27 protein-coding genes are annotated in these 26,097 nt (G+C 62.7%); 5 read left to right on the forward strand and 22 right to left on the reverse strand.

Features of this window, described 5'->3' with window-relative positions; translation table 11 throughout:
* The first annotated feature begins 107 nt into the window (after nucleotides 1–107).
* Nucleotides 108–551: a hypothetical protein gene (locus B5527_RS35240; RefSeq protein WP_079605598.1), complete on the forward strand. Its 444-nt coding sequence runs from the start codon at nucleotides 108–110 to the stop codon at nucleotides 549–551.
* 1,006 nt (nucleotides 552–1,557) lie between these two features.
* Here the strand turns inward: B5527_RS35240 and B5527_RS35245 are convergent.
* The 5 genes from B5527_RS35245 to B5527_RS35265 all read right to left on the reverse strand — a co-directional run bounded on the left by B5527_RS35245 (nucleotide 1,558) and on the right by B5527_RS35265 (nucleotide 6,634).
* Nucleotides 1,558–1,947, reverse strand: a complete 390-nt coding sequence (locus B5527_RS35245; protein ID WP_079607754.1) for a hypothetical protein — start codon at nucleotides 1,945–1,947, stop codon at nucleotides 1,558–1,560.
* A gap of 818 nt (nucleotides 1,948–2,765) precedes the next feature.
* The gene (locus B5527_RS35250; RefSeq protein WP_079605599.1) at nucleotides 2,766–3,257 is read right to left on the reverse strand and encodes a hypothetical protein; all 492 of its coding nucleotides are present in this window, start codon (nucleotides 3,255–3,257) and stop codon (nucleotides 2,766–2,768) included.
* Between the two features lie 128 nt (nucleotides 3,258–3,385).
* Nucleotides 3,386–4,711, reverse strand: coding sequence for an MFS transporter (locus B5527_RS35255; protein WP_245332375.1), 1,326 nt, complete (start codon nucleotides 4,709–4,711; stop codon nucleotides 3,386–3,388).
* Between the two features lie 61 nt (nucleotides 4,712–4,772).
* Nucleotides 4,773–5,264, reverse strand: coding sequence for an aromatic-ring-hydroxylating dioxygenase subunit beta (locus tag B5527_RS35260; protein WP_079605601.1), 492 nt, complete (start codon nucleotides 5,262–5,264; stop codon nucleotides 4,773–4,775).
* Complete coding sequence (locus tag B5527_RS35265) at nucleotides 5,264–6,634, reverse strand: aromatic ring-hydroxylating oxygenase subunit alpha (RefSeq protein ID WP_079605602.1); 1,371 nt, start codon at nucleotides 6,632–6,634, stop codon at nucleotides 5,264–5,266. The genes B5527_RS35260 and B5527_RS35265 overlap by 1 nt, the downstream gene beginning before the upstream one ends.
* 304 nt (nucleotides 6,635–6,938) lie before the next feature.
* On the opposite strand from B5527_RS35265, the gene B5527_RS35270 reads away from it, so the two are divergent.
* Nucleotides 6,939–7,334: a GlcG/HbpS family heme-binding protein gene (locus B5527_RS35270; protein WP_079605603.1), complete on the forward strand. Its 396-nt coding sequence runs from the start codon at nucleotides 6,939–6,941 to the stop codon at nucleotides 7,332–7,334.
* 69 nt (nucleotides 7,335–7,403) lie between these two features.
* On the opposite strand, the gene B5527_RS35275 is transcribed toward B5527_RS35270, so the two are convergent.
* Complete coding sequence (locus B5527_RS35275) at nucleotides 7,404–8,210, reverse strand: response regulator (protein ID WP_079605604.1); 807 nt, start codon at nucleotides 8,208–8,210, stop codon at nucleotides 7,404–7,406.
* A gap of 219 nt (nucleotides 8,211–8,429) precedes the next feature.
* On the opposite strand from B5527_RS35275, the gene B5527_RS35280 reads away from it, so the two are divergent.
* Together B5527_RS35280 and B5527_RS35285 are read left to right on the forward strand one after the other, a co-directional pair.
* Nucleotides 8,430–8,666, forward strand: coding sequence for a NepR family anti-sigma factor (locus B5527_RS35280; RefSeq protein ID WP_079607755.1), 237 nt, complete (start codon nucleotides 8,430–8,432; stop codon nucleotides 8,664–8,666).
* A complete protein-coding gene (locus tag B5527_RS35285; protein WP_079605605.1) occupies nucleotides 8,666–9,214 on the forward strand; it encodes a sigma-70 family RNA polymerase sigma factor in 549 nt (182 codons plus the stop codon). Before B5527_RS35280 ends, B5527_RS35285 begins: the two co-directional genes overlap by 1 nt.
* 186 nt (nucleotides 9,215–9,400) lie before the next feature.
* Here B5527_RS35285 and B5527_RS35290 read toward each other — a convergent pair whose 3' ends face one another.
* The 16 genes from B5527_RS35290 to urtA all read right to left on the reverse strand — a co-directional run bounded on the left by B5527_RS35290 (nucleotide 9,401) and on the right by urtA (nucleotide 24,076).
* A complete protein-coding gene (locus B5527_RS35290) occupies nucleotides 9,401–11,059 on the reverse strand; it encodes an HWE histidine kinase domain-containing protein (RefSeq protein WP_079605606.1) in 1,659 nt (552 codons plus the stop codon).
* Nucleotides 11,060–11,352: 293 nt separating this feature from the next.
* Nucleotides 11,353–11,991: an urease accessory protein UreG gene (gene ureG / locus B5527_RS35295; RefSeq protein ID WP_079605607.1), complete on the reverse strand. Its 639-nt coding sequence runs from the start codon at nucleotides 11,989–11,991 to the stop codon at nucleotides 11,353–11,355.
* Between the two features lie 162 nt (nucleotides 11,992–12,153).
* Complete coding sequence (locus tag B5527_RS35300) at nucleotides 12,154–12,843, reverse strand: urease accessory protein UreF (protein WP_245332784.1); 690 nt, start codon at nucleotides 12,841–12,843, stop codon at nucleotides 12,154–12,156.
* Nucleotides 12,844–12,925: 82 nt separating this feature from the next.
* Complete coding sequence (locus B5527_RS35305; RefSeq protein ID WP_079605609.1) at nucleotides 12,926–13,516, reverse strand: urease accessory protein UreE; 591 nt, start codon at nucleotides 13,514–13,516, stop codon at nucleotides 12,926–12,928.
* 10 nt (nucleotides 13,517–13,526) lie between these two features.
* Nucleotides 13,527–13,826, reverse strand: coding sequence for a putative quinol monooxygenase (locus B5527_RS35310; RefSeq protein WP_079605610.1), 300 nt, complete (start codon nucleotides 13,824–13,826; stop codon nucleotides 13,527–13,529).
* Between the two features lie 26 nt (nucleotides 13,827–13,852).
* A complete protein-coding gene (locus tag B5527_RS35315; protein ID WP_079605611.1) occupies nucleotides 13,853–14,152 on the reverse strand; it encodes a putative quinol monooxygenase in 300 nt (99 codons plus the stop codon).
* A 101-nt stretch (nucleotides 14,153–14,253) separates the two neighbouring features.
* The gene (ureC, locus tag B5527_RS35320) at nucleotides 14,254–15,966 is read right to left on the reverse strand and encodes an urease subunit alpha (protein ID WP_079607756.1); all 1,713 of its coding nucleotides are present in this window, start codon (nucleotides 15,964–15,966) and stop codon (nucleotides 14,254–14,256) included.
* A gap of 67 nt (nucleotides 15,967–16,033) precedes the next feature.
* Nucleotides 16,034–16,573 carry an HD domain-containing protein gene (locus tag B5527_RS35325; RefSeq protein WP_079605612.1) on the reverse strand — a complete coding sequence of 180 codons (540 nt, stop codon included), beginning with the start codon at nucleotides 16,571–16,573 and terminating at the stop codon, nucleotides 16,034–16,036.
* Nucleotides 16,574–16,577: 4 nt separating this feature from the next.
* Nucleotides 16,578–16,883, reverse strand: a complete 306-nt coding sequence (locus tag B5527_RS35330) for an urease subunit beta (RefSeq protein WP_079605613.1) — start codon at nucleotides 16,881–16,883, stop codon at nucleotides 16,578–16,580.
* Between the two features lie 115 nt (nucleotides 16,884–16,998).
* Nucleotides 16,999–17,301: an urease subunit gamma gene (locus B5527_RS35335; RefSeq protein ID WP_079605614.1), complete on the reverse strand. Its 303-nt coding sequence runs from the start codon at nucleotides 17,299–17,301 to the stop codon at nucleotides 16,999–17,001.
* Between the two features lie 26 nt (nucleotides 17,302–17,327).
* The gene (locus tag B5527_RS35340; protein WP_079605615.1) at nucleotides 17,328–18,164 is read right to left on the reverse strand and encodes an urease accessory protein UreD; all 837 of its coding nucleotides are present in this window, start codon (nucleotides 18,162–18,164) and stop codon (nucleotides 17,328–17,330) included.
* 61 nt (nucleotides 18,165–18,225) lie between these two features.
* Entirely contained in the window at nucleotides 18,226–18,921 is a 696-nt protein-coding gene (urtE, locus tag B5527_RS35345) for an urea ABC transporter ATP-binding subunit UrtE (RefSeq protein WP_079605616.1), read from the reverse strand.
* A 94-nt stretch (nucleotides 18,922–19,015) separates the two neighbouring features.
* Nucleotides 19,016–19,777 carry an urea ABC transporter ATP-binding protein UrtD gene (gene urtD, locus B5527_RS35350; protein ID WP_079605617.1) on the reverse strand — a complete coding sequence of 254 codons (762 nt, stop codon included), beginning with the start codon at nucleotides 19,775–19,777 and terminating at the stop codon, nucleotides 19,016–19,018.
* The gene (urtC, locus tag B5527_RS35355) at nucleotides 19,774–20,952 is read right to left on the reverse strand and encodes an urea ABC transporter permease subunit UrtC (protein ID WP_079605618.1); all 1,179 of its coding nucleotides are present in this window, start codon (nucleotides 20,950–20,952) and stop codon (nucleotides 19,774–19,776) included. Before urtC ends, urtD begins: the two co-directional genes overlap by 4 nt.
* Before the next feature lie 115 nt (nucleotides 20,953–21,067).
* Entirely contained in the window at nucleotides 21,068–22,603 is a 1,536-nt protein-coding gene (urtB, locus tag B5527_RS35360; protein WP_079607757.1) for an urea ABC transporter permease subunit UrtB, read from the reverse strand.
* Nucleotides 22,604–22,759: 156 nt separating this feature from the next.
* Nucleotides 22,760–24,076 (reverse strand): urea ABC transporter substrate-binding protein, encoded by a 1,317-nt coding sequence (urtA, locus tag B5527_RS35365; RefSeq protein ID WP_079605619.1) that lies wholly within the window; start codon nucleotides 24,074–24,076, stop codon nucleotides 22,760–22,762.
* A gap of 554 nt (nucleotides 24,077–24,630) precedes the next feature.
* On the opposite strand from urtA, the gene B5527_RS35370 reads away from it, so the two are divergent.
* Nucleotides 24,631–26,073 carry a DEAD/DEAH box helicase gene (locus B5527_RS35370; protein WP_079605620.1) on the forward strand — a complete coding sequence of 481 codons (1,443 nt, stop codon included), beginning with the start codon at nucleotides 24,631–24,633 and terminating at the stop codon, nucleotides 26,071–26,073.
* Nucleotides 26,074–26,097: the final 24 nt, after the last annotated feature.

Genomic DNA, 26,097 nt, shown 5'->3' on the forward strand with positions numbered 1-26,097 from the left:
CCTCGCTCGCAATGGCCGTCGCGGCCGGATGAATTTCCTTGATTCGAACGGCGGCGCGGCAAGCGCTGTCGGTTTTTCTGCCAGCATTATTTTGAACGGGCTTTCAGATGTTTCAGCGCATGATCGATGATTTCAAGGACTCGACCGGCACTGCCTTGCGCCTGACGTCGCTGGCGGCCGTGGCGGCAGTGGCGCTGTTCGTTACCGCGTCGTTTCTGTGCGCCGCCGCCTTCGTCTACGTGCTGCAGAATTATGGACTGATCCAGGCCTGTCTCACCGGCGCCGGGATTTTCCTTGTCGTGACCCTGATCGCCGCCGGCGGCTACATGGTACGCAAAAACCGGGTCAAGGCCCACGCCAAAGAGACCGCGAAATCCGCGGTGCAGACCGCATTGGCCGATCCCATGCTGGTGGCCGCCGGCATCCAGCTGATCCGCGCCATCGGCATCAAGAAGCTGATCCCGATTCTGGCGGTCGGCGGACTGGCACTGGGATTGATGGCCAGCCGCAACGCCGCCGCCGATCAAACGGACGAAGCGCCGGCGGAGTGATCGCGGGAGATGGGCTCTCAACGTTCCGCGCATGCAGGGACTCCTTTTGCTCCAAGGTCGTCATCCCCGCCACCGGGTCTCGCCTTCGGCGAGCCCCGGTGGCGGGGACGACCGTTGAGAGTATGGTTGGCCGTCATTGCGAGCGAAGCGAAGCAATCCATGGAGCAACAAGAAAGAAAGAGTGGATTGCTTCGCTTCGCTCGCAATGACGGCAGGACACAACTTCGCGATCTCGCCGCATGTTGTGCGCGAGGTTTGGCCTGCTCGTTCCGCCCTCTTCAATCAGAGGGCGCAGGGAATGCCGGGCGCCCGATGCACCCGCAGCCTCGTGTGCGCTAGGGTAGTAAGTATGCACACGAGTATTCACAGCGAGTCACCGGAATCATCCGGCATTCCCCGCGCAATGGTTTACGGCTTATACCGTGCTCTCCCCGGTGATCGGCTTTCTTGCCACCGTCGCCGGCGGAGTTGCCTCCACCGACTTGACACCAGCGTCGGGGTGTCAGGACCACACGTCTTCGCCGTCCGCGTTGGCAACGCCCGTCAAGCGCGCCGTCGCGTCCACCGCCCCCCGCCCCGCGTCCGTGACGTTCGCGAAACGCCCCTCTGAGTGGAACAGGATGGCGGGGGATATAGAGGTGATTTGGGTCGGGCGTCAAGAATGATTTCTGAAAATCAGAAGCGGATGGGAGGGGCAGCGGAGACCGGCGCCTCGCCGGTGATGGCGAAGCGCAGATGCAGCCCCCGTCATTCCGGGGCGATGCGAAAGCATCGAACCCGGAATCTCGAGATTCCGGGTCTGGTGCTAACGCACCATCCCGGAATGACGGAGTCTGCCCGGAATCTCGAGATTCCCCGATGTGCAATGGCACATCTGAGGTCTGGTGCTAACGCACCATCCCGGAATGACGGAGTCTGCCGGAATCTCGAGATTCCGGGTTCGCGCTAACGCGCGCCCCGGAATGACGGGGGAAATTCTACAGCACCGGGAAACCGGCAAAGCCGCTCAGGTGACGCAGCGGCCGGGCTCGAGCTGCCTGGCGGCTTCGGTCAGCACGCTGGCCACGGGCTCGCAAGCCACCGCCATCTTCCGGTCCAACCACTTTGTCACCGGCGGCCCCGAAGACCCGTTGCGGGCCTGGACGACCGGGAGGCGGATCAGGATCGAGGTATTGGAAATACCCTGCAGCCGAAGCTGGATCGTCCGCATCGGTATGGCCGGTCCGGCCACGGCGGCGGCGCGATCGGTCTTGGTGGCGCGATTGATGGTAGTGGGGGCCGTGCCCTCGTCGACCTGCAGGCCGCCCGAGAGATCGCGGCCGGACGCGAGTTGCACCGCGCCAAGGCTCAGCGCCACGGCGAAAACACCGAAAATTGCTTTTGAAATCTGTGGCATGTTCTGCCCGCCGTCCAAACTATCGCCCCACGGCGATCAGCGACACAACGCAAGCGGAACCGCCACGGTTCTCCCGGCGCGCGATCACTTAACCGTGTTTAAAAAAATTTTGCGGAGCCGGGAACGACTCCGGGGGCCTGGGAGTCATCCCGGCAGCCGGTCTTCCCCCCTGCCCCATTGATCGGCGATGTAGGGCGCGGCTGTGGTGATGCCAGTCGCGCCCTGCTTTTATTTGCGTAATCAGCGCAAAAACCACTGAACCGCCCCACCCTTAGTTCTCCGCACGCACCTCGACATCGAACGGCTTTACTTTCTTTCCTTTGGGCAAAACCTTCCCGGCCTTTCTTTTTTGCTTTTCGAGCGCCGCCTGGCAGAGCGAACGCACGTGCGCGCACCCGCGAGCGGCACTGGCCGCGCATGCTCTGGATCCAACTTGTTGGGCGATTATTGGTAGGCGCGGGCGGCGACCTATGTCGACGACATCCCGGCGCCGTGCACCGCCGGAGCGAGTGCAACTCCTGTAAATCTCACGGGCTCATCCTCGCTATGTGCCGGCGAAGCCGACAACTGCGGTCAGGACGATTTGTCGCACCGAACGGTTCTACTTTCTTCCCTTTGGATAAAAACCTTCCCAGCCATTCTCTCTTTCGGGCGACCCAGCCGATAGGGCTACCGACCGCTTGCGGACGCACTGTCGACACCCGCGAGCCGCAGTGGCAGAGGTATGTTCCGACCCAAATTGTAGGCCGATTTGCCTACGCGCGCGAAGCGCGGTTTCAAAGCGGTATGCCCGCAGGGGATCGGGCGCCAGACATAGACTACGGTATCGAAATAAGCAGCCCCAGGCTCACGCCAAGCGATTGCTCATGCCCCCTGCTAAATGAGTAACTGTAGGACGGCTCCAAAAACCAACCGTACTTTCGATCCGAGGTGGGCCAAAACATGAAGTCGAGCGCGAACTCGCCGGCAATTTTGGTTCCCTCCGGCGAGAACGTCCATTGTGGTCCAACGCCGACCATAAACTCAACTTTGTCTGAAAGGGTGAACGGCTTCTTGAATAGCAGATCCGTATCCCATTCGCTGCGCCCACCGCGGAACATGGGAGCAACACCTCCCTCGATTTCGAGCCATTCCTTGATGGGAGTGAACTCAACGGCAAGCGAAGGGCCGAAGCTGGAAGCGCCGGGCAGTCCCCATTCACCGGCAGCGCCAAGTTCAACGATAGCGGTCGGCTCCTTGTCCTCGGCTTGCGCGCTCGCCGTGAACAGGAGTGGTGCAAAAATTAGCAACAACTTTCGTCGCCAGACCATGCTTCGTATCTCTCAGGATCATAAGCCAAACGACGCCAACAAATTACGCAGCGAAAGCTACGACGGCCGCGATGGCGTCGGCGCGAAGCGCAGTTCGTGCATGCCCGACGTTACCTTCTCCAAAGCCATCATCGAACCTTGACACCGCTCAGCTGTGCGCGTGCCACCATCACGCCGCCCGCCGCGATGGCGAGTGCGGCGGATACGACGAGAAAGCCGCCGGTGAAACTGCCGGTCGAGTCCCTGATGCGGCCGATCACAACCGGAACCAGCGCGCCGCCGATACTGCCGACCATTCCGATCAGACCAATTGCGCCGGGAGCGCTGTCGCGAGAGAGGTAGGATTGCGGGATGGTCCAGAATACCGCCTGGGTCCCGTACACCCCGACGTTCGCGACCATGAACCCGATGATGATCAGGACGGGGTTCGGCGCGAACGCGGCGATGGCGAAGCCGGACGCCGCCAGCAGCAGGGTGCAGCAGCTGTAGATGAACCTTTCGCCGAGACGGTCGGAGTGGCGGCTCAACAGGATCATGCCGACAAGTCCCGCCAGCGGAGGAATCGCCGTCACCATCCCGACCTGGGAATTCGGCAGGCCAAATGTCTTTATGATCTGGGGGAGCCAGGAAAACAGCGAAGCCAGGCCGCAAAACAGTCCGAAATTGCACAGCGCGAACAACAGCACCATCGGCTTCAGCAGGGTCCTGAGCAGGCTTCGGTCATGGATGACGCCCCGGTCCCGGGCGTCACGTTCGATCTCCGCCGCCAGCCAGGCTTTCTCTTGCGGGGTGAGCCAGTTCGCCTGGCGCGGCCGGTCCGTCAGATAGAAAATGCCGATCACCCCGAGCAGAATCGTCGGGGCACCCTCCAGAATGAAAAGCCACTTCCAGCCGGCAAGGCCGAGCACACCGTCGAGATCCAGAATTGCCCCTGAGATCAACGAACCGAAAATATAGGAGATCGGCACGGCATAATTGAACATCGCGTTGTAGCGGGCGCGATAGGCGAAAGGGAACCAGAGGCTGAGAAACAGCATCACCCCGGGAAACAGCCCCGATTCCGCAAAACCGAGGAACGCCCGGAACGCGTACAGACTCCACGGGCCCTGCGTGAAGGCCATCAGGACTGTGGCAATTCCCCACAGCATGGCGATTCTGGTCAGCGTCACCCGCGCGCCAAAGCGCCCGAGAATGAGATTGCTCGGAATCTCGAACATCGAATAGGTGAAGTACATCACCCCAACCGCGATGCCGAACATCTGCGCATTCAGGCCGAGGTCCCTGTTCATCGAAATGGCGGCGAACGAAATGTTGCCGCGATCCAGAATCGCCAGGAAATAGAGCGCCATGACGAACCACATCAGGCGCCACGCGACTTTTCGCACGACGGCGTGCCCGACGACGTCAGACTTCGGCTCGCTTGAGTCTTGAGCCGCTACCGCCAGATCGGACACATCGGTTTCCTCTGTCGTCGTTATCAGGCGCCGGGCTCGACGTTCGCTCGGATTTTTCGGATCAGATACTGTAGAAATCGAGGACGGCCGGAACCTTGTCATTGACGAGAATGATCTTCTTCTTCGCGATCCGCCACGTGTCCCCTTCTCTGGAAAGGACATGTTCATAGCGCCCAAATCGCGTGTGTTCCTTCGCCGTCCGCGGATCGTAGACGTGCACCGCGAAAGTGGCTTCCGTCTCGACATACGCCGGCCCCCCGGCGCGCAGCTCCACATTGCCGATCTGGTGCAGCGTGCGCGGTAGCGGCAGGGCCGTGATCGACTTGCGGGATTCGATACGGGCGATACGCTCCTCGAGCCCCAGACGGGTGCTGTGAAAGATCAGCGAGACTTCGGTCTGGGGATCCGCAGTGGTTTCGTACTCATCGCGCCAGGCCGGCAGCCAGTAAACCGCATCCTCCCGGTACATTGCGACCCACGCGTCCCATTCGTGCCTGTCGAGGTGGCGCGCTTCCTGGAACAGGAAAGCCGCGGCTTGCTCAAGGTCTCCCATCAGATGGCTTTCGCAGCGGCGCGTTCCATGAGACGGCGCCATTCCCGATACCCGGCGTAGAAGTTCGTCTCACCGCCAAAGGAAACCGATCCGAAGGCCGACTCCGCCGGGGAAACGCCGAGTTCCGCCGCATGCCGTCCATTCTCCATGCCGGCATCAGCCGCGCCGCGGAGATAGCCTTGCGTGCAGCCCGCCTGCTCGGCCTCGTACCCCGACTGGCAGAATTCGTACATGACATTGTCGTCCGAACCCGCAAGGCCGGTGGGATTGAAGAAATCCTCGTAATTGCGAATGCGAAGTGCGCGCGCGGCCGCCGGCTCTCCCACCGGCGCGAGGCAGTGCGATACCATTTCGGTCTTGTTGGCTGCGAGAGGACGCCAGGTGCGAATCTGCGCCGACGAGATATCGATGACCTGAAGGTTCGGAAAAATGGTCAGATTGCGCTGTCGCAGCATCCACTTCACGCGCTCCGGCCCGACGCGCTTTCGCACCGCGTCCAAAATCGCCGGATCCGATGCCAGCGGCCGGCCATACAGCGCCGTCTGCTTGATCGACCAATTGACGGCGTGTCCATGGTCGAAGTTGAAGCTTCCCTGTCCCTCGCCTTCGGACGGATCTTCTTTGCTGAAGCCTGCCTCCGAACCGGCACCCGCCGCGCGTTTCTTCAGGATGTCGACATAGGAGGCGTGGGTAGCTCCGAAGTGGTAGTAATCCAATCCGTTCTCGAATTGCAGCTTCCAGTTCGCATCGAAGGTGTAGGTAAATTCACCCGGCACCACTTCAACCTGTCCGGTCGGGCTTTGATCGATGACGAGATCAAGAAACGGTCTTGTCTCGCCGAGAAAATCATCGAGATCGGGAACGTCAGCCGAAAGGCTCGCAAATATGAAACCACGGTAACTGTCGAGCCGCGCCACGCGTATCAGGTCGTGATCGGCATCGTCGAATGCTGGGGGATACTGACCGGCCGCGCGTTCCGGAATGGCAACGTTGCGGCCGCCGCTGTCGTACGACCATGCATGGTAGCGGCAGACATGCAATTTCCTGTTTCCGCGCCTGAACGGGCACACCAGCGTGCCTCGATGGCGGCAGGTGTTGAGAAGGCAGTTGATCTTGTTGTCCTGATCCCGAGACAGCAACACCGGATGCCGGCCGATATGGGTGGTGATGAAGTCGTGCGGATTCGGTATCTGGGATTCAAGGCCGACGAAAACCCAGGTCGCCTCGAAGATGTGCTTCATCTCCGCTTCGTAGACTTCAGGATCGACAAAGGCGCGACGGTTGATCTGGAAGATATGTTCGGCGGGCCGATCATCGACCAGCCCGGCAATGGCCTGCAGGTTGCTATCGTGGCGCATGCGTAGATTCATGACTTCCCCCACCTGGCCCTGTCCCGCGCCGCGCGGTCTTTTGCCACGCTGCCTCCAACGACGGAGAAGCACCGCCGCTTTCCCGTGTTTCACTGCGGACTATCACATCATTTCGCCGCCCACTCCAACTGTCGGAGCAAGCCCAACATGCGCCAGGCGAAGGGCTCGGCATTTCATCCGCGCATGATATCCGCCGCCAGGCGGATTTGCGTGGGCGAAGAACCGTGACGCGCGCGCCGCCTTGCCCGGCCATTTTTCGCCGTGGTATAATCAGTAACCATGTGAACGGCGCTGGGTCGTTTGCGTGGCGCAGCAGCGCCAGATCGGAGACATGGCGATGCGTGCTAGATTTTCCCTCTCATTCGAAGATGCCCGGACGGTTGCGGCGGCTTGTCTGGAAGCCGCGCGGCAGCATGACGCGGAGGTCAGCGTCGCGGTGGTCGACGACGCCGGGGTCCTGCTTCACTTTTCCCGCATGGACGGCGCGCGGGCCTACACCGTCGAGCTTGCCTCCCGGAAAGCCCGCAGCTCCGCCAGCGTCGGCGTTCCAACCAGCGTGATCAAAGCGATAGATGCTGGTGGCGGTGGTTTCCCCGTCCTGCACGAGGGACACTGCGCCGGGGCGGTCGGCATATCCGGCGCGAAGCCGGAAATCGACGAGATCATTGCTCAGGCCGGGATTGCGGTGCTGGCCGCCTGACGTTGCGCAAAAAAATCCGGCGCGCCATCAGGCACGCCGGATTTGTCTTATCGCAAATAGCCTGTCGGATCAGGAAGCCGCCGCCCTTGGCGAGCGGTTGCGGGAGTTGCGCTGGAAGAACAGCGCCTGGCTGGCGACCGCCGACACCATCGCCGGCTGGAACGGCTTCGAGATCAAAAACGCCGGCTCGGGACGCTCGCCGGTCAGGAAGCGCTCGGGATAGGCGGTGATGAACACCACCGGCACCTCGAACACCCGCAGCAGCTCGTTGACGGCGTCGAGGCCCGAACTGCCGTCGGCGAGCTGGATATCGGCGAGGATCAGGCCGGGCTTCTTGTTCTTGGCAAGCGCAACCGCGTCGGAATGGGTGCGGGCGACGCCGATCACGTTATGGCCGAGGTTCCGCACCAAGGCCTCGAGATCCATCGCGATGAAGGTCTCGTCCTCGATGATCAGCACGTCGGTGGCGATTTCGGCCGCCATCTCGCGCCCGGCGGTATCGGCCAGTTTTCGGGTCTCGGCGACGTCAGTGCCAAGGATATAGGCTACCTCCTCCTCTGAGAAGCCTTCCAGCGACAGCAGCAGGAAGGCCTGGCGCGGCAAGGGGGTGATGTTGGAAAGCCGGCGTTCCGGCGGCATTGGCAGGGTCGTCACCTCGGAATCGTCGTTGAGGGAGACCGAATTCCAGATCTGGGTAAACAGCCGGAACAGCCCGGCGCGGGGGCCGTGCTGCTCGTCGAGCAGCGAGCTATCCTGCAGCAGGGCCTCCAGCATGGCTCCGACATAGGCGTCGCCCGACGACTGGTTTCCCGTCAAGGCGCGGGCATAGCGCCGCAGCAACGGTAAATGTTCAGCAACGAGCTGTGATCGGGTCATCCCCACTCCATGATTGTCTTGGGTCAAAACATCCTGTTGGGGTGACCCGGTTCCCCTGACAAGCTGACTACGTCCCAGCCCGACAAAAGTTCCATCATCTGGCGGAACTTTCCGGCGAAGTTCGAATTAGCCCCCGTGACAGATGCGGCAAAGGCTTCAAAATCGAAGATAATTCTGGAGCCACAGGGACTTAACTCTCGGGGAAGCGTGGAACAGGTCATGAAAGATGTAAAGTCTCAAGCCAGCAAGAGTGCGGCACCGGGCAAGCAGGGCGGCCTCAACGCCGAGATTCAGTCCAGAATCGGCCACCAACTACGCGCCATGTACGACGATGTCGTGCGCCAGGGGGTGCCGGACCGGTTCGCGGAGCTGATCCGCAAGCTTGATGTGGCCGAGCCCGACACCCAAATAGGACAAGCGGGCGATCAGGCGATCAAAAATGACGGGAGGGATTAATGCCTCTCACCGATACCCTTCGCGACGACATCCTGGCGTCGGTCCCGAGCCTGCGTGCGTTCGCGATCTCGCTTTCCGGCAATGGTGACCGCGCCGACGATTTGGTGCAGGAGACCCTGCTCCGCGCGCTCGCCAACATCGACTCGTTCCAGCCCGGCTCGAACCTGCCGGCGTGGCTGTTCACGATCCTGCGCAACCTGTTCCGCTCGGACTACCGCAAGCGGCGGCGGGAGGTGGAGGATGCCGACGGCAGCTATGCCAAGACGCTGAAAACCCAGCCGGCCCAGAACGCGCATCTCGAATTCGAGGAGTTTCGCGCGGCGCTCGACAAGTTGCCGCAGGACCAGCGCGAAGCGCTGATCCTGGTGGGCGCCTCCGGATTTTCCTATGAGGACGCGGCGGCGATCTGCGGCTGTGCGGTCGGCACCATCAAAAGCCGCGTCAACCGCGCGCGCTCGAAACTCAGCGCGCTGCTCTATGTCGACGGCGCCGAGGATTTCGGCCCCGACGAAACCGTGCGCGCCGTGATCGGCGGCAGCGGCGGGTAATACTCGATCATCGCACTCGACGCGCGTTCAGCACGCACACCAGAATCCGTCATGCCCGGCCTTGTGCCGGGCATCCACGTTTTGGCACCCAGGCAGGAAAGACGTGGATGGCCGGGACGAGCCCGGCCATGACGATTATTTTCAAATTGCCGGGCGAGTGTCTGAACACGGGCGATTGATTTTCAACTACCGCGCCGGCTTCAGCGGCGCCGAGAATTGTTCGGTGCGGTCGCGCTCGCTCATGTCGATCACGGTCTCCATCGGCGCGGTCAGCTCGTAGACGTAGCTGACGTCGGTAAAATACCGCTTCGATACGCCGCCGAGCGCTTCCGGCGCGACGCGGTCGAGCAGGATGACGCCGAAATCGCTGTCCTCGCGGCGCGTCGCCGCACTGGTGTTGAATTCTTCCCAGCGAAAATGAAACGTGGTGTCGTTATCCTCGCCGTTCACTTCCCAATGCGCGACGATGTGGGGGTGCTTGCCGACCAGCGACAGCCCTTCGTCGGAATGCGACGCCAGTTCGAAGAACAGCAGCGACAGGCTTTGCGCGGCCCGCGCGCTGACGGCGATATCGGGACCGCTCACCGCGATGCGCTCGGCGTGCGGGATCGCGCGCGCCTCGAACAGCCCCTTCAGTTTCACCCCCTGCCACTGGCTTTCGCTGAGCAGCGAGACCACGTTCGACATGGCGTGGATGCGGCCGATCAGGAGTTCGCGGGCGACGTCGATGTCGGACCCGTGGCGCAGCGTGCGCGTCACGATCGACTGGATCACCGCGAGGATGTTCTTCACCCGGTGATTGAGTTCGTCGATGACAGCGGTCAGCCGGCGTTCGAAGCCGATCCGCACCTGGATTTCGCGGCTGAGCCGCAGATTATTGTAGGCGACATATCCGAACAGCCCGCAGACGATGCCGGTCAACGCCAGGCCAATCGCGGCCACGACGGCGGCGGTCTGCTCGGCGCGCTTGGCGGCGTTGGTCTTGGCGTAATAGACGAGCGACCAGTCGCGGTCTCCGAACGTCACCGTCCGTGTCATCGACGGAGGGGGCCCTTCCGGCGACGCCGATCTCAAGGTGACGACACCCCGATGGTTGGCGATCAACTCGTCGTTGGGATTGCGGGGATCCTTCAGCACCACCGCGAACAGCGACAGGTCGTCATTGGTCAGCATCAGCGATGCCAGATCATAGGAAAATGTCACGAAGCCTGCCGGGGTGGTGTCGCCTTCCGGCTGCACGGGCGCGGCAAGAACCAGGCCGATCGGCCCGTCCGGACTCAGCAACGGAACCGGATCGGACGCCACCGGTTTTCCCTCGGCCATGGCGTGGTCCAGCATCGCCCCCAGGATCGGCTGCTGATCCAGCGAACGGCCCGCGAAAGCCATGGTCTCGGGATTGCGGGGCTCGACGTCCATCAACACATCGACCGGCTTGTCGAGGGACTTTGTATCCAGGGGATGATCGTCGAAGCTGCGGATTGTCGGATTGGGAAATCCCGCGCGGGCGAGCTCGGCACGCGCGGCATCCAGTTCGCTCGGCTTGATCCGCGCGATCCAGCTTGCGACCACGAAATCGGTCTTGAAGGCATAGATCGAGGCGCGCAGCGGCTGCAGCATATTGGCCTTGATCACGGAAGGCGTATGGAACAGGCCGGAGGCGACGCGCGCGAGCAGTTCGCGCTCGGTCAGCCGGTCCTGCACCAGGCTGGCGTGAACGTCGATCGCGCGCGCCAGCGCGATGCCGTCGACGGTGAGCTCCTGATCATGGACACGGTACGCCGCAAGACCGGAGAGCAGTACTCCGATGAGCGCGATAAAACCGATGATGAAACCCAGCCGAACCACTCGCTTACTCGAAAATGAGGAGTTGGCGAACAAACAAACGAAGCATCGGAGGCCCGCCGCAGCGGCAACGAATCGAAACAGTATGATGACCAACCGTCTGACATATTGGAGGAGCAAGCATCAGTACGCAACTGCGGTTGGCGACGAGGATGAACAGGGTTTGGCTACAAGTGTTGTTCTGGCAAAGGCAGAGGGTGTTAATCACAGCCGATCGACTTTGTTCCACCCAGGGCCAAAGTTTCTGGAAGTGCTCACGCCCGCCGCGCTGCCCGCCACAAGTGTTAACGAATCCGTCAGCCGGCCTTGGCGCGCGCCGGCGGGCTGAGACCACCCTTGGCCTCGATAAAGCCGATAATGCGGTCGAGGCCTTCGCTTTTCCGCAGGTTGGTCATGACGAACGGCCGCTCGCCGCGCATCCGTCGCGCGTCGGTGTCCATTTTTTCCAGCGAGGCGCCGACATGCGGTGCGAGGTCGATCTTGTTGATGACGAGAAGGTCGGACCTAGTGATGCCGGGGCCGCCCTTGGAGGGGATCTTGTCGCCGGCCGCGACGTCGATCACGTAAATCGTCAGGTCGGCCAGTTCGGGCGAGAAGGTGGCGGCGAGATTGTCGCCGCCGGATTCGATCAGCACCAGATCGAGATCCGGAAATTTCGCGCGCATGTCGGCGACCGCGGCGAGATTCATCGAGGCGTCCTCGCGGATCGCGGTGTGCGGGCAGCCGCCGGTCTCGACGCCGGCGATGCGGTCCGGCGTCAGCGACCCCGAGCGCACCAGGAATTCGGCATCCCACTTGGTATAGATGTCGTTGGTGATCGCGGCGATGTCGTAGCGCTCCCGCATCGCCTTGCAGAGCAGGTCCATCAGCGCGGTCTTTCCCGATCCGACGGGACCGCCGATGCCGATGCGAAGCGGACCGTGTGTGTTGGACATGTCAACGGTTCTTTCTATTTTGTCGTCCCTGCGAAAGCAAGGACCCATATCCACCGGCGGATCTGATGAGCGAGGGTCTCTGCCACCGCGCCAAACCGATAAGGCACGGCGTATGGGTCCCCGCTTTCGCGGGGACGACCAAATAAATAATGCGCAGCGCCATCATGACCGAAACAATCTCGTGTACTGCGTCTCGTGCCGCATACCCGCGAGATCGGCGCGGAAGGTGGCGCTGCCGAGATCGTCGAGCGAGGCCTCCAGCGCCCGTTTCGCGGTGGCGACCACGACCGGCTCCAGCAAAGCGAGCACGCGCTGGCTGTCGGTCTGCCCGAGCGGCACCAGCCGCGCGCCGGCGGAGATCCAGTTCGACGCCAGCGCGTGAAAGAATGCGTGCATCGTCGGCGCCAGCGGGATCGCATGCGCGGCGCTGACGACGCCGACCGCGACCGGATAGACGATGGCACCGTCGCAACGCGCGATCATCGGCTCGAGGCCATCGCAATTCCACGCCGCGCGCGCGATGTCGATGAAGGCGCGGCCCTGCGCCGAGGTTTCCAGCTGACGCTCGCGCGAGGGCACGAAGGCGGCCGCAAGCTCAGCGACGTCCCGCAGTCCCGCCGCATCGTCGGACGACGCGGCCCGGTGCGCGTGCGCCAGAAACACCCCGTCGCAAAATCCCGTTCCATCGGCGAGCATCGATGCCAGCCAGTCACGCAACGAGGCGGCATCGCCGATGTCGCCGGCTTCCACCGCCCATTCGATGCCGCTGGAATAGGAGAACGCACCGACCGGAAAAGCCGGCGACAGCCAGGTCATCAGCCGGTACAGCGCCGCCGCCTCGCTCGCGTTCATGGCGCTTCGATCAAGGGTCGGCAGTACCGGATCCTGGCTTTTAGCGTCCACCGCGAGGCGCCGCCGCGGCCGGGGCGGCGGCTTACTTGTGGTCATGAGCATGGGAATGGCCGTGATCATGGTCATGCCGGTGGTCGTGATCGCAATGCCCGTCATGGTGATGGTGCTCGCCATGATCATGCGATGAATGACCGTGCGCGGCGTGGTCGTGGGGATCGTTGTCCGGCGCGTGCGCATGACCGCCGCCGGCATAGGCGCCGCCTTCCGGATCGAACGGCGCTTCGATCTCGATCACGCGGGCGCCCAGCCCCCTGACCATCACCTCGATCACGTGATCGCGCCGGATCCGCAGGGCTTTTGCCATGATCTGGGTCGGCAGATGCCGGTTGCCGAGATGCCAGGCCACCCGGATCAGATGGTGCGGGTCGGCGCCCCTGATCTCGATCAGCGACTCGGGTGCGGCGACCACCTCGATCAGCCTGTTATCCTCGAGCACCAACGCGTCGCCGCCGCGCAGCGCGACCGCGTTTTCGAGGTCGAGCAGAAATTCGAGCCCGCGCGTGCCGGTCATCGCCATCCGCCGCCGGTGACGATCGTCGAAATCGAGCACCACGGTATCGGCGGCTGGCTCGCTCCAGCGATACTGCGCGTGGACTTTTGTGGCGCGGATCATGCCGACATGCTCACAGCTTCTCGACCTTGCCGTCGCTGATGATCTCGATCACGGTCGGCGATACTTTCAGCGGCGCTGAATATTCGCGCCAGACTTTCATGTGCGGCGCCCGGCCGTGCGCATTGAGATCCTCGCGGGTTTCCCAGCGCTCCACCACCACGAACAGATTGGGGTCGTTGATGCTGGTATGGCTGTCATAGGAAAGGCAGCCTTTTTCCTTTCGGGTGGCGGCGATGCATTCCTGCGCGCCCTTGATGAAAGCGTCCCGCGATTCCGGTTTTACCTGGCTGGTGGCGACGACATAAATCATGACATTTTCTCCCGGTTCTTTTTTGATCAGCGGACGTCGACTTTGGCCGGCGTAATGATCTCGATCTTCGGCGGCGCGGTCAGGCAGTTTGCGGCGACGCGGCCGAACGCCTTCATGTGATCGGCGGCGCGGTGCGGCACCAGCGCCTCGGCGCTTTCCCACTGCTCGACGAACACCATTTTGGCCGGATCGGTGACGCTTTCATGCATGTCATAGGCGATATTGCCGGGCTCCTTGCGGGTTGCCTCGATGCAGGCGGTGGCGGCCGCAATGAATTCGGCGCGCGTTTCAGGCTTCACGGTCAGTGTGGCGACGACGTAGATCACGAAAATCCTCCCGGTCTTTTTTGGCTTGAAGCGCCGGGGGCGACCTTAGCGCAGAAGCGCGACCAGACGCAAAACCGGTACCCGCTTTTGCTGATCGCGCTCTAGAACATGAAATAGCGCTGCGCCATGGGCAGTACCTCGGCCGGGGCGCAGGTCAGCAGTTCGCCGTCGGCGCGGACCTCGTAGGTTTCGGGATCGACCTCGATTTTCGGCGTGGCGCCGTTATGAATCATGCTCTTCTTGGAAATGCCGCCACGGGTATTTTCCACCGCATAGAGCTTCTTGTCGATGCCGAGCTTCTTCGCCAGTCCCGAGGCCACCGCCGCCCCGGAGGAGAACACCACCGAGGAGGCCGTCAGCGACTTGCCGTAGGCGGCGAACATCGGCTGGTAATGCACCGGCTGCGGCGTCGGAATCGACGCGTTGGGATCGCCCATCGGAGCCGCGATGATCGAGCCGCCCTTGATGATGCAGTCGGGCTTGACGCCGAAGAAGGCCGGCGACCACAGCACGAGATCGGCAAGCTTGCCCTTTTCCACCGAGCCGATCAGTTTTGAGACGCCGTGCGCGATCGCGGGGTTGATGGTGTATTTGGCGATGTAGCGCTTGACCCGGAAATTGTCGTTGCTGCCCTTGTCCTGCGGCAGCGAGCCGCGCTGCTTCTTCATCTTGTCGGCGGTCTGCCAGGTCCGGATGATGACTTCGCCGAGCCGGCCCATGGCCTGCGAATCCGAAGACATCATCGACAGCGCGCCGAGGTCGTGCAGGATGTCCTCCGCGGCGATGGTTTCCTTGCGGATCCGGCTTTCGGCAAACGCGAGATCCTCGGCGATCGAGGGATCGAGATGGTGGCACACCATCAGCATGTCCAGATGCTCGTCGATGGTGTTGCGGGTGAACGGGCGCGTCGGATTGGTCGAGGACGGCAGCACGTTTTTCAGGCCGGCGATCTTGATGATGTCAGGCGCGTGGCCGCCGCCGGCGCCTTCGGTGTGGAAGGCGTGGATGGTGCGGCCCTTGAACGCCTTGACGGTATCCTCGACGAAGCCCGACTCGTTCAGGGTGTCGGAATGGATCATCACCTGGATGTCGTGATCGTCGGCCACCGAAAGACAATTGTCGATCGCGGCCGGCGTGGTGCCCCAGTCCTCGTGCAGCTTGAGCGCACAGGCGCCGGCGTTGATCATCTCCACCAGCGCCGCCGGGCGCGAGGCGTTGCCCTTGCCGGAGATGCCGAGATTGACCGGAAACGCATCGAACGACTGGATCATCCGCGCCATATGCCAGGGGCCGGGCGTGCAGGTCGTCGCAAAGGTGCCGTGCGACGGCCCGGTACCGCCGCCCAGCATCGAAGTGACGCCGGACATCAGGGCGTGCTCGATCTGCTGCGGGCAGATGAAATGGATGTGGCTGTCGAAACCGCCGGCGGTGAGGATCTTGCCCTCGCCCGCGATGACGTCGGTGCCGGGGCCGATCACGATGGTGACGCCGGGCTGGATATCCGGGTTGCCCGCCTTGCCGATGGCACTGATAAAACCTTCCTTGATCGCGACGTCGGCTTTGACGATGCCCCAGTGGTCGACGATCAGCGCATTGGTGATGACGGTATCGGCCGCACCCTGCTTGTTGGTGACCTGCGACTGGCCCATGCCGTCGCGGATCACCTTGCCGCCGCCGAATTTCACCTCCTCGCCGTAGACGGTGAAATCCTTCTCGACCTCGATGATGAGGTCGGTGTCGGCCAGCCGCACCCGGTCGCCTGTGGTGGGTCCGAACATATCGGCGTAGACGGAACGTTTTATCTTGACGGCCATCATCGGGCTCCATCGGCGGAAGGAAGATCGAAAGGCGCGCCAACCAAATTAGAAACGAACGGAGCGCTCACAGCGTGCTCCTTGCCAGCTTGACGGTTTCCTCGAAGGTCCGATCGAGCATCGCATTGACGCCGAAGCATCCCGCAACGACTTTCTCGGCGAAAGCGACGTAATCGCAGAGATCATCGCGCTCGTCCTGCGTGGGCCGGGGCAGGATCCGCGCGCGAATGTTGCTGATCTTGTCGGCGATCTTGATCAGTTTGGCGCCGGGCGATTTGTGCGGGGCATCGGCGATCTGCCTCTGCCGGCGCTGGCCCTTCGGCAGGGTCATATCGTCGGTCACCTCGACCACTAGTGCTGCGACACGTTGCCCGAATTTTTCAGCCAGTTCCTGCTGCGTGGTTGGCGTGTCCTCGATGGTGTCATGCAGCCAGCCGGCGGCGACGAGTTCGGCATCCGCGCCTTCGGTCGCTATCGCCAGCAAGTTCGCGACCTCGGCGAGGTGGTTGATATAAGGCTCGTTGCCGCGTCCCTTCCGCTGCATGCCGCTGTGACGGCGCGCCGCGAGATCGGCAGCTTCGGAAACCAGACGCAAGCCCGTGAGCATGACTTCACAGCTTCCCCATCACGTCACCACGAAAACCGTAGACGACACGCTTGCCGGCGAGCGCGACCAGCTGCACGTCGCGGGTCTGTCCGGGCTCGAACCGCACCGCGGTGCCGGCGGCGATATCGAGCCGCATGCCGCGGGTTTTCTTCCGGTCGAACTTCAGCGCCGGGTTGGTTTCAAAGAAATGGTAATGCGAGCCGACCTGGATCGGACGGTCGCCTGAATTGGCCACGGTCAGCGTCACGGTCTTGCGGCCGGCGTTGAGCTCGATCTCGCCGTCCTGGATGAATAGTTCGCCGGGGATCATGTTTCCTCCTCCGTCATTCCGGGGCGCGTGTTGGCGCGAACCCGGAATTTCGCGCTGATTACCTCTGGATTCCGGGTCCGGCGCTCCGCGCCGTCCCGGAATGACAGCATAAACCTCATCGGATCGGCTCGTGCACGGTGACGAGTTTTGTCCCGTCCGGGAACGTCGCTTCGACCTGGATGTCGTGGATCATTTCGGCGATGCCATCCATGCACTGCGCGCGGCTGATGACCTGCGCGCCTGATTGCATCAGCTCGGCCACGGTGCGGCCGTCGCGCGCGCCCTCGACGATGAAATCGGAAATGATCGCGACGGCTTCCGGATGGTTGAGCTTGACGCCGCGCTCGAGCCGCCGCCGCGCCACCATCGCCGCCATTGAAATCAGAAGCTTGTCCTTTTCGCGGGGAGTAAGATTCATGCGGGCACTCTGAGCATTTGAACGACCTAATTGAGCCACAGCCGCGGCAGCGCTGCAGCAGAGGCGCGGCCGAGCACCGCCATCATGTCGGCGCGAAGCCGGGCCGCATCTTGTGCACAGAAGCGGGCCATTGCAAACCCATTCCAGGCGGACACGCCGACTTCGCCGCCGAACCTTTCGGAGAGCTCGCGAATCCGCTCCACCAGCGCCGCATCGCCCGGCACGATCAACGCGGTGCCGACGGCCACGCCGCCTTTTGCGATCGCGGGCCGCCCAAGCTTCTCGCCTATATCGCCGTCGAGCCGAACGGTTTCGGCGAACACCAGCCTGCCGCCGCGCCGGAGCCGCCAGCGGTCGACGAATTCGCCCTGCCGCATGCGTTCGCCCATCGCCGCGCGGCCGAACACCACGATTTCGCAAAGCAGGAGCGAAGCGCCTTCGGCGAGGTCGATATCGATCCGGCGCGACACCCGCGCCCGGTCGAACAGAATGGTCTCCTGCGGCAGCCAGCTCAGGTGCGCGCCGTCGGCGGCCTTCAAGGCGATGTTGAGTTGCGCGGCCGGGCCCTGGGCCCGGTAGACTTTTTCCGCCGCCGCCGTCGTTACCGTCAGGCGCGATTCTTCGCCGGCCGCGATATCGATGTCGAAGCGGTCGCCGCCGGCGACGCCACCGGCGGTATTGACGAAAACCGCCGAAAGGCCCTCCGCCTCCGGCGAAGGGAAGCGGACGCGCAATGAGCCGGATTCATGCAGATGGCGGCGGCGGGTGAGGCCGTCGACATGCTGCACGTCGAACGTCACCGTGCCTCGGGCACGGTTGGCCGCAAAGATCGCCGCAGCCGCGCGCGTGGTATCGGTCCGCATCCGCCCCGCACTCTCTCCCCCGGAAGGGTGCGCGACCTCCGCGGTCGCGCCACAAACCCTGTTATAGCGCCATCTCGCGGCTGATCTCGCCGGGATCGAGGTGAGCGCGATCGCAGGCGTATTTGACCGCGCCCCGGTCCATGACCACGAAATTGTCGCCGAGCTCGCAGGCAAAGTCGAGATATTGTTCGACCAGGACGATGGCGATGTTGCCGAGGCTGCGCAGATAGGAGATCGCGCGCGCGATGTCCTTGATGATCGACGGCTGGATGCCCTCGGTAGGCTCGTCGAGCAGCAGCAGCTTGGGCCGCATCACCAGCGCGCGTCCGATCGCGAGCTGCTGCTGCTGGCCGCCGGAGAGATCGCCGCCGCGGCGTCCCAGCATCGACAGCAGCACCGGAAACAGCGAGAACACGTCATCCGGAATATTGCGGTCCTCGCGCTTCAACGGTCCAAAGCCGGTCTTGAGATTTTCCTCCACCGTGAGCAGCGGAAAGATCTCGCGGCCCTGCGGCACGAAGCCGATGCCGCGCCGCGCCCGCTCATAGGGCTTCAGCCCCGAGATGTCGGCGCCATCGAAGGTGATGGAGCCGCCGGCGATCGGGTACTGGCCGACCATCGCGCGCAACAGGCTGGTCTTGCCGACGCCATTGCGGCCTAGCACGCACATCACCTTGCCCGGCTCGGCCGAGATCGAGACGCCGCGCAGCGCCTGCGCCGCGCCGTAATAGAGGTTGATGTCTTTGACCTTGAGCATGTGGTGCGTCCCTCAGAGGGCGAGTGGCGAATGGCGAATAGCGAATGGTTAAACAGCAATTTCCATTCGCCATTCGCTACTCGCCATTCGCCCCTTACCTCCCCAAATACACTTCGATCACCCGCTCATTCGACGAAACCTGATCGATGGTTCCTTCGGCCAGCACCGAGCCTTCGTGCAGGCAGGTCACCTTGACGCCGAGTTCGCGGACGAAGGTCATGTCGTGCTCCACGACCATGATGGTCTTCTCGCGGTTGATTTCCTTCAGGAGTTCGGCGGTCTGGTGGGTTTCGACGTCGGTCATGCCGGCAACCGGCTCGTCGACCAGCAGCAGTTTCGGATCCTGCGCCAGCAGCATGCCGATCTCCAGCCATTGCTTCTGGCCGTGCGACAGGCTGCCCGCCAGGCGGTTGCGCGCGTCGGTCAGACGAATGGTTTCCAGCACCCGCTCGATGCGTTCGGACTCGTCCCTGGTTTCGCGCCAGAACAGCGTATCCTTGACGCGATGATCGACGTTGAGCGCCAGCAGCAGATTGTCCTCGATGGTCTGGCTCTCGAACACCGTCGGCTTCTGGAATTTCCGGCCGATCCCGAGTTCGGCGATCCGGGTTTCGTCGAGCCGGGTCAGGTCGGTGACGCCGTCGAACAGCACCTCGCCCTCGTCCGGCTTGGTCTTGCCGGTGATGATGTCCATCATCGTGGTCTTGCCGGCGCCGTTGGGGCCGATGACGGCGCGCATCTCGCCGGGAGCCAGCGTCAGCGACAGATTGTTGATGGCGTGAAAGCCGTCGAACGAGACGTGCACGCCGTCCAGATAGAGCAGCGCGGATGTGGCGCGGGAGTCCATGACGTTCATGCGCTCACTCCGCCGGATTCCGGTTCGCTGATGCCGTCTTCGCGCGCCGCACTCTCCGCATTGGCCGACAGGCGTTGCGCCTTCCACGGCTCATACCAGGCATTGAAGGTGCCGATGATTCCCTTCGGCAGCAGCAGCGTCACCAGGATGAACAGCGCACCCAGCATGAACAGCCAGTACGGCGCCAGCGGGCCGGAGGTGAATACGGTTTTCGCGTAGTTGACCACGATGGCGCCGAGCGCCGCGCCGATCAGCGTGCCGCGGCCGCCGACCGCGACCCAGATCACCGCTTCGATCGAGTTTGCCGGCGCGAATTCGCCGGGATTGATAATGCCGACCTGCGGCACATAGAGCGCGCCGGCGACACCGGCCATGCAAGCCGACAGCGTGAACACGAACAGCTTGTAGGATTCGACGCGGTAGCCGAGAAACCGGGTGCGGGATTCCGCGTCGCGGATCGCGATCAGCACCTTGCCGAGCTTCGATGTCACCACCGCCCGGCAGATCAGGAATCCCACGATCAGCGCCAGACAACTCAGCGCGAACAGTGCCGCGCGAGTGCCATCGGCCTGGACGTTGAAGCCCAGAATATCCTTGAAATCGGTGAGGCCGTTGTTGCCGCCGAAGCCGAAATCGTTGCGGAAGAACGCCAGCAGCAACGCATAGGTCATCGCCTGCGTGATGATCGAGAGATAGACGCCGGTGACGCGGGAGCGGAACGCCAGCCAGCCGAAGCAGAAGGCGAGCAAACCCGGAACCAGCAGAACCATCAGGGCGGCGAACCAGAACATGTCGAAGCCATGCCAGTACCACGGCAGCTTCGGATAATTCAGGAACACCATGAAGTCCGGCAACACCGGATTGCCGTAGACGCCGCGGCTGCCGATCTGGCGCATCAGGTACATTCCCATCGCATAGCCGCCGAGCGCGAAGAACGCGCCATGGCCGAGCGAGAGAATGCCGCAATAGCCCCAGATCAAATCGATCGCGAGCGCGAGAACGGCGTAGCAGACGTATTTTCCGAATAGCGCCACCAGATAGGTCGGCACCTGAAAGAACGAGCCGGCCGGCAGCAGCAAATTCGACAGCGGGATCAGAACGCCGAACGCGGCGACCACGATCAGGAACACGGTGGCGCTGCGATCCAGCGAGCGCGTGAGCACGTGCGGCATCATTGGCGACACGCTCCCGCCGACGCCCGCGGAGAGACCCCCACCGCGGCCCTCCCCCGCAAGCGGGAGAGGGAGTCGAGCTGCGATGCGGCGCGAGTTCTGCTTACAAAAATCGGCGTCATGCTTCCACCGCCCGCCCCTTGAGTGCGAACAGGCCGCGTGGGCGCTTCTGAATGAACAGGATGATTAGGACCAGAATGGCGATCTTGCCGAGCACGGCGCCCGCGACCGGCTCCAGGAACTTGTTGGCGATCCCAAGCGTGAACGCGCCGACCAGCGTGCCCCAGAGATTTCCGACGCCGCCGAACACCACCACCATGAAGGAGTCGATGATGTAGCTCTGGCCGAGGTTGGGGCTGACATTATCGATCTGCGACAACGCCACGCCGGCAATTCCGGCGATGCCCGAGCCCAGACCGAAGGTCAGCGCATCGACGCGCGAGGTCGCGATCCCCATCGATGCCGCCATCCGGCGGTTTTGCGTCACCGCGCGCATCTCGAGGCCGAGGCTGGTATAGCGCAGCATCGCCAGCAGGATGACGAATACCGCCAGCGTGAAGCAAAGAATCCACAGCCGGTTGTAGGTGATGGTGATCTGTCCGAGCTCGAACGCGCCGCTCATCCAGGAGGGATTGCCGACCTCCTGGTTGGTGGGGCCGAACATGGTGCGCACGGCCTGCTGCAAAACCAGCGACAGGCCCCATGTCGCCAGCAGCGTCTCCAGCGGGCGGCCGTAGAGAAAGCGGATAATGCTGCGCTCGATCAGGATACCGATCGCGCCGGCGACGATGAAGGCCATCGGCACGGCGATCACCAGCGAATAGTCGAGCAATCCGGGAAAGCTGCTGCGGATGGTTTGCTGCACCACGAAGGTGACATAGGCCCCGATCATGACCATCTCGCCATGGGCCATGTTGATGACGCCCATCACCCCGAAGGTGATGGCAAGGCCGATGGCCGCAAGCAGCAGCACCGAGCCGAGCGACAGGCCGTACCAGGCATTCTGCACCATCGACCAGAGCGCGAGGTTGCTTTGAATCGCCGAGGTCGCATTGGCCGCGGCGTGCGCGATCGCCGGCGGCTGGTCTCCGGTCAACCCGGTCAGCAAAGCGAGCGCTTCCTGATCGCCGCGCGCCTTGATGGTGGCGATGGCCTCGAGCTTCTCGGCGTCGGTGGCGTCCTCCTTGAACAGCAGGATCGCCGCGCGCGCTTCGTTAAAGGCCAGCTTGGCGCCCTTGTTGGTCTCCTTCTGCAGCGCACTGTCGATCGCCGGCAGCATGGCTTCGTCATGGGTCTTGAAAACCGATTGCGCGGCCTGGATTCGTTTGGCGGGATCCGGCGACTGCAGCGTCAAACTGCCGAGCGCGGCCTCGACGTGGCGCCGCAGCTTGTTGTTGAGGCGCACGGCGGCGGCGCTGTCCGGAATGCTGGCGACCGGCGCGCCGGTCAAGGCGTCGATGATCGTGGCGTCGGGTTGCGTGACGTAGATTTTTTTGGTGTCGGGATCGGCCATCAACCGGCCGTCCTGGAGCGCGCTGACGATGGTATAGGCCAGCGGATTACTGCTGGTCGCGAGCACATCCACGGCATCTTCGGTATCGGAAAACTCGTCGTTTGCGAACTTGCCCACCGCGTCTTCGAACGGCCCCGCCATCGCAGGCAGCAGGGCGGCGAAAATCAGCAATATGGCGAGCGGGAGCGCACGGAAGTTTCTAAAAAAATTGGCAAGCACTGGACGACCCCGGCAGCAGCAGAAGGAAGGCGGCGGATATCGCCGCCTTCCCTGGTTTGTTGGGAGTAGAGGATCGTATCAGGAGCCCTGACCGCCGCACTTGTTGGTCTTGGTGTTGTAGTTGCCGCACTTCTTGCCGACCCAATCGCCGATCAGATCCTTGGAATCCGGCAGCTCCTTCGACCACGCATCGCCGGCGACCAGACCGGGCGTCTTCCACACCACGTCGAACTGGCCATTGCCTTTGATTTCGCCAATGAACACCGGCTTGGTGATGTGATGGTTCGGAAGCACCTCGGCCACGCCGCCGGTGAGGTTCGGCGTCTTGGTGCCGGGCAGCGCGTCGATCACCTTGTCAGCATCGACCGACTTGGCCTTTTCGACCGCCTTCACCCACATGTTGAAGCCGATATAGGTCGCTTCCATCGGGTCGTTGGTCGTGCGCTTCGGGTTCTTGGTGTAGGCCTGCCATTCCTTGATGAACTTCTCGTTCGCCGGGGTCTTGATCGACTCGAAGTAGTTCCAGGCGGCGAGATGGCCGAGCAGCGGCTTGGTATCGATGCCGGCGAGCTCTTCCTCACCCACCGAGAAAGCCACCACCGGAATATCGGTGGCCTTGATGCCCTGGTTGCCGAGTTCCTTGTAGAAGGGAACGTTGGCGTCGCCGTTGATGGTCGAGACCACGGCGGTCTTCTTGCCGGCCGAGCCGAACTTCTTGATGTCGGCGACGATCGTCTGCCAGTCGGAGTGACCGAACGGCGTGTAGTTGATCATGATGTCTTCGTCCTTGACGCCCTTCGACTTCAAATAGGCTTCAAGGATCTTGTTGGTGGTGCGCGGATAGACGTAGTCGGTGCCGGCGAGCACCCAGCGCTTCACCTTTTCTTCCTTCATCAGGTAGTCGACGGCAGGGATCGCCTGCTGGTTCGGCGCCGCCCCGGTATAGAATACGTTGCGCTCGCTCTCCTCGCCTTCGTACTGCACGGGATAGAACAGGATCGAGTTCAGCTCCTTGAACACCGGCAGCACGGATTTGCGCGACACCGAGGTCCAGCAGCCGAACACCACCGAAACCTTGTCCTTGGTAATCAACTCCCGGGCTTTTTCCGCGAACAGCGGCCAGTTCGACGCGGGGTCGACGACCACGGCCTCGAGCTTCTTGCCGAGAACGCCGCCCTTCTTGTTCTGCTCATCGATCATGAACAGAACGGTATCCTTCAGCGTGGTTTCGCTGATGGCCATGGTGCCGGAGAGCGAATGAAGGACACCGATTTTGATGGTGTCATCGGCTGCCTTGGCGGAAGTAAATGAGGCCAGGCCGAGAACCAGCCCGGCGGTCGCCGCCAGCCAGCGGCGGCGGCTCAGAGGCGTCGCTATATCGAGTTGAGTAAGCATGAGGTGTAATCTCCCTGACGCAGGCGTTCAAACGCTGCGAAACGGCCCCACGGCCGCCTGCATTAACGGAATCGCAAGAACCATGCCACGGGGCGGTCACGGGTTAACCGGATGGGTTCGTTGAGGAATTTCGTCTTATGGCGCGAATGGCAGGCGCTCCTGCCTAATATTTGCACTGAAAAAATGTATGCGTAATCAGCATTATGTATAAAAAATAAGCGAATCTGATCGGTTGTCTAAATTTACGGCACTCGTTCCATTGCCCTACAGCGCGCGGCTTGGGCTCTCTGGGACTAAAATGGCCGTTTCGGGGCTAATTCTTAACCGCGCCGACGCCTCATTGACAATTCACCTTGAAAGCGCCGCGTTCATGTTCCATATCAAGCCCACGACCCAGGGAATCACCGGGTCACTGCGAGCCGCGTGTTCTGAGCCCGTCCAACGGTTTCTGGCTTGCCCCTTCAGCTAACCAAAACCGACGCCCCCAACACGCGGGTGTCTCCGACACCCCTCGCGCGCTCCTGGCGGACAATGCCGGGCGCCTGCCTTTTATAATGGAAAGAACCCGCCTTTTGACCTCCTTTCAGGATTTCGGCCTCGCCGATGCCATCTCGCGTGCGCTCAAAGAAGAGAATTACCTCACGCCCACGCCCATTCAGGCTCAAACCATTCCCATCGCACTCACCGGCCGTGACGTCGTCGGCATCGCCCAGACCGGCACCGGCAAGACCGCAGCCTTCGCGCTTCCGATCCTGCATCGCATTCTGGAAAATCGCATCAAGCCGCAGCCCAAGGCCTGCCGCGTGCTGGTGCTCAGCCCGACCCGCGAATTGTCCGGCCAGATTCTCGAAAGCTTCAATGCCTACGGCCGTCACATGCGCCTGACTTCGTCGCTGGCGATCGGCGGCGTCCCGATGGGACGTCAGGTCCGTTCGATCCTGCAGGGCGTCGAAGTCATGGTCGCCACGCCCGGCCGCCTGCTCGATCTCGTGCAGAGCAACGGCTTGAAGCTCGGACAGGTCGAGTTTCTCGTGCTCGACGAGGCCGACCGCATGCTGGACATGGGCTTCATCAACGACATCCGGAAGATCGTCGCCAAATTGCCGGTCAAGCGGCAGACGCTGTTCTTCTCGGCGACGATGCCGAAGGATATCGCCGAACTCGCCGAACAGATGCTGCGCGACCCGGCGCGGGTGGCGGTGACGCCGGTCGCCTCGACCGTCGAGCGCATCACCCAGCGCATCATTCAGGTCGATCACTCGGCCAAGCCGACCTTGCTGGCGCAGCTGTTGAAGCAGGAGACGGTCGATCGCGCGCTGATCTTTACCCGGACCAAGCACGGCGCCGACAAGGTGGTGAAAGGCCTCGCAAGGGCCGGCATCACCGCGGACGCCATTCACGGCAACAAGTCGCAGAACCATCGCGAGCGGGTGCTGGCGGCATTCCGCTCCGGCGAGATCCGCACCCTGGTCGCCACCGACATTGCCGCCCGCGGCATCGATGTCGACGGCATCAGCCATGTGGTAAATTTCGACCTTCCCAACATCCCCGAGACCTATGTCCATCGCATCGGCCGCACCGCGCGCGCCGGCGCCGACGGCGTTGCGATCTCGCTGGTGGCGGGCGCCGAGGAGATGACGTATCTGCGCGACATCGAAAAACTGATCCGCATCGCATTGCCCCGGGAAGACCGCCGCACGCCGGGTCATCGCGACACCGCGCCTGCGCCCGCGCAGCATCGAGGTGCGCGATCCGGGCCGCGCGCGCACGCCGCCCGAGGCAATGAAGCCGCGCCTGGTTCGAAAGGGCCTCGCCGTCACCGCCGTCCCGGTGGTAATAATGGCGGCGTTCCGCCAACCGGCCGGCACGAGGTCAACCGGCCGGAGCAACGTCCGCCGCAGAGCAGCGGCAAGGCTGAGGGGATGCAGGGCGTCGCCTTTTTGCATCGCGAAAGCCGTCCGAACACCCGACCCAACCGCACCCAACGGCCGCGCTAGCCGTCGATCGATCTGGAGATAAAC

The sequence above is a fragment of the Bradyrhizobium erythrophlei genome (genome assembly GCF_900129425.1).
Taxonomy (GTDB): Bacteria; Pseudomonadota; Alphaproteobacteria; order Rhizobiales; family Xanthobacteraceae; genus Bradyrhizobium; species Bradyrhizobium erythrophlei_C.

Coding starts and splice junctions, on each gene's coding strand:
- B5527_RS35240 (WP_079605598.1), top strand. CDS start 108: ATGTTTCAGCGCATGATCGATGATTTCAAGGACTCGACCGGCACTGCC.
- B5527_RS35245 (WP_079607754.1), bottom strand. CDS start 1,947: ATGCCACAGATTTCAAAAGCAATTTTCGGTGTTTTCGCCGTGGCGCTG.
- B5527_RS35250 (WP_079605599.1), bottom strand. CDS start 3,257: ATGGTCTGGCGACGAAAGTTGTTGCTAATTTTTGCACCACTCCTGTTC.
- B5527_RS35260 (WP_079605601.1), bottom strand. CDS start 5,264: ATGGGAGACCTTGAGCAAGCCGCGGCTTTCCTGTTCCAGGAAGCGCGC.
- B5527_RS35265 (WP_079605602.1), bottom strand. CDS start 6,634: ATGAATCTACGCATGCGCCACGATAGCAACCTGCAGGCCATTGCCGGG.
- B5527_RS35275 (WP_079605604.1), bottom strand. CDS start 8,210: ATGACCCGATCACAGCTCGTTGCTGAACATTTACCGTTGCTGCGGCGC.
- B5527_RS35280 (WP_079607755.1), top strand. CDS start 8,430: ATGAAAGATGTAAAGTCTCAAGCCAGCAAGAGTGCGGCACCGGGCAAG.
- B5527_RS35285 (WP_079605605.1), top strand. CDS start 8,666: ATGCCTCTCACCGATACCCTTCGCGACGACATCCTGGCGTCGGTCCCG.
- ureG (WP_079605607.1), bottom strand. CDS start 11,991: ATGTCCAACACACACGGTCCGCTTCGCATCGGCATCGGCGGTCCCGTC.
- B5527_RS35300 (WP_245332784.1), bottom strand. CDS start 12,843: ATGAACGCGAGCGAGGCGGCGGCGCTGTACCGGCTGATGACCTGGCTG.
- B5527_RS35305 (WP_079605609.1), bottom strand. CDS start 13,516: ATGATCCGCGCCACAAAAGTCCACGCGCAGTATCGCTGGAGCGAGCCA.
- B5527_RS35310 (WP_079605610.1), bottom strand. CDS start 13,826: ATGATTTATGTCGTCGCCACCAGCCAGGTAAAACCGGAATCGCGGGAC.
- ureC (WP_079607756.1), bottom strand. CDS start 15,966: ATGGCCGTCAAGATAAAACGTTCCGTCTACGCCGATATGTTCGGACCC.
- B5527_RS35325 (WP_079605612.1), bottom strand. CDS start 16,573: ATGCTCACGGGCTTGCGTCTGGTTTCCGAAGCTGCCGATCTCGCGGCG.
- B5527_RS35330 (WP_079605613.1), bottom strand. CDS start 16,883: ATGATCCCCGGCGAACTATTCATCCAGGACGGCGAGATCGAGCTCAAC.
- B5527_RS35335 (WP_079605614.1), bottom strand. CDS start 17,301: ATGAATCTTACTCCCCGCGAAAAGGACAAGCTTCTGATTTCAATGGCG.
- B5527_RS35340 (WP_079605615.1), bottom strand. CDS start 18,164: ATGCGGACCGATACCACGCGCGCGGCTGCGGCGATCTTTGCGGCCAAC.
- urtE (WP_079605616.1), bottom strand. CDS start 18,921: ATGCTCAAGGTCAAAGACATCAACCTCTATTACGGCGCGGCGCAGGCG.
- urtD (WP_079605617.1), bottom strand. CDS start 19,777: ATGAACGTCATGGACTCCCGCGCCACATCCGCGCTGCTCTATCTGGAC.
- urtC (WP_079605618.1), bottom strand. CDS start 20,952: ATGATGCCGCACGTGCTCACGCGCTCGCTGGATCGCAGCGCCACCGTG.
- urtB (WP_079607757.1), bottom strand. CDS start 22,603: ATGGCGGGGCCGTTCGAAGACGCGGTGGGCAAGTTCGCAAACGACGAG.
- urtA (WP_079605619.1), bottom strand. CDS start 24,076: ATGCTTACTCAACTCGATATAGCGACGCCTCTGAGCCGCCGCCGCTGG.
- B5527_RS35370 (WP_079605620.1), top strand. CDS start 24,631: ATGGAAAGAACCCGCCTTTTGACCTCCTTTCAGGATTTCGGCCTCGCC.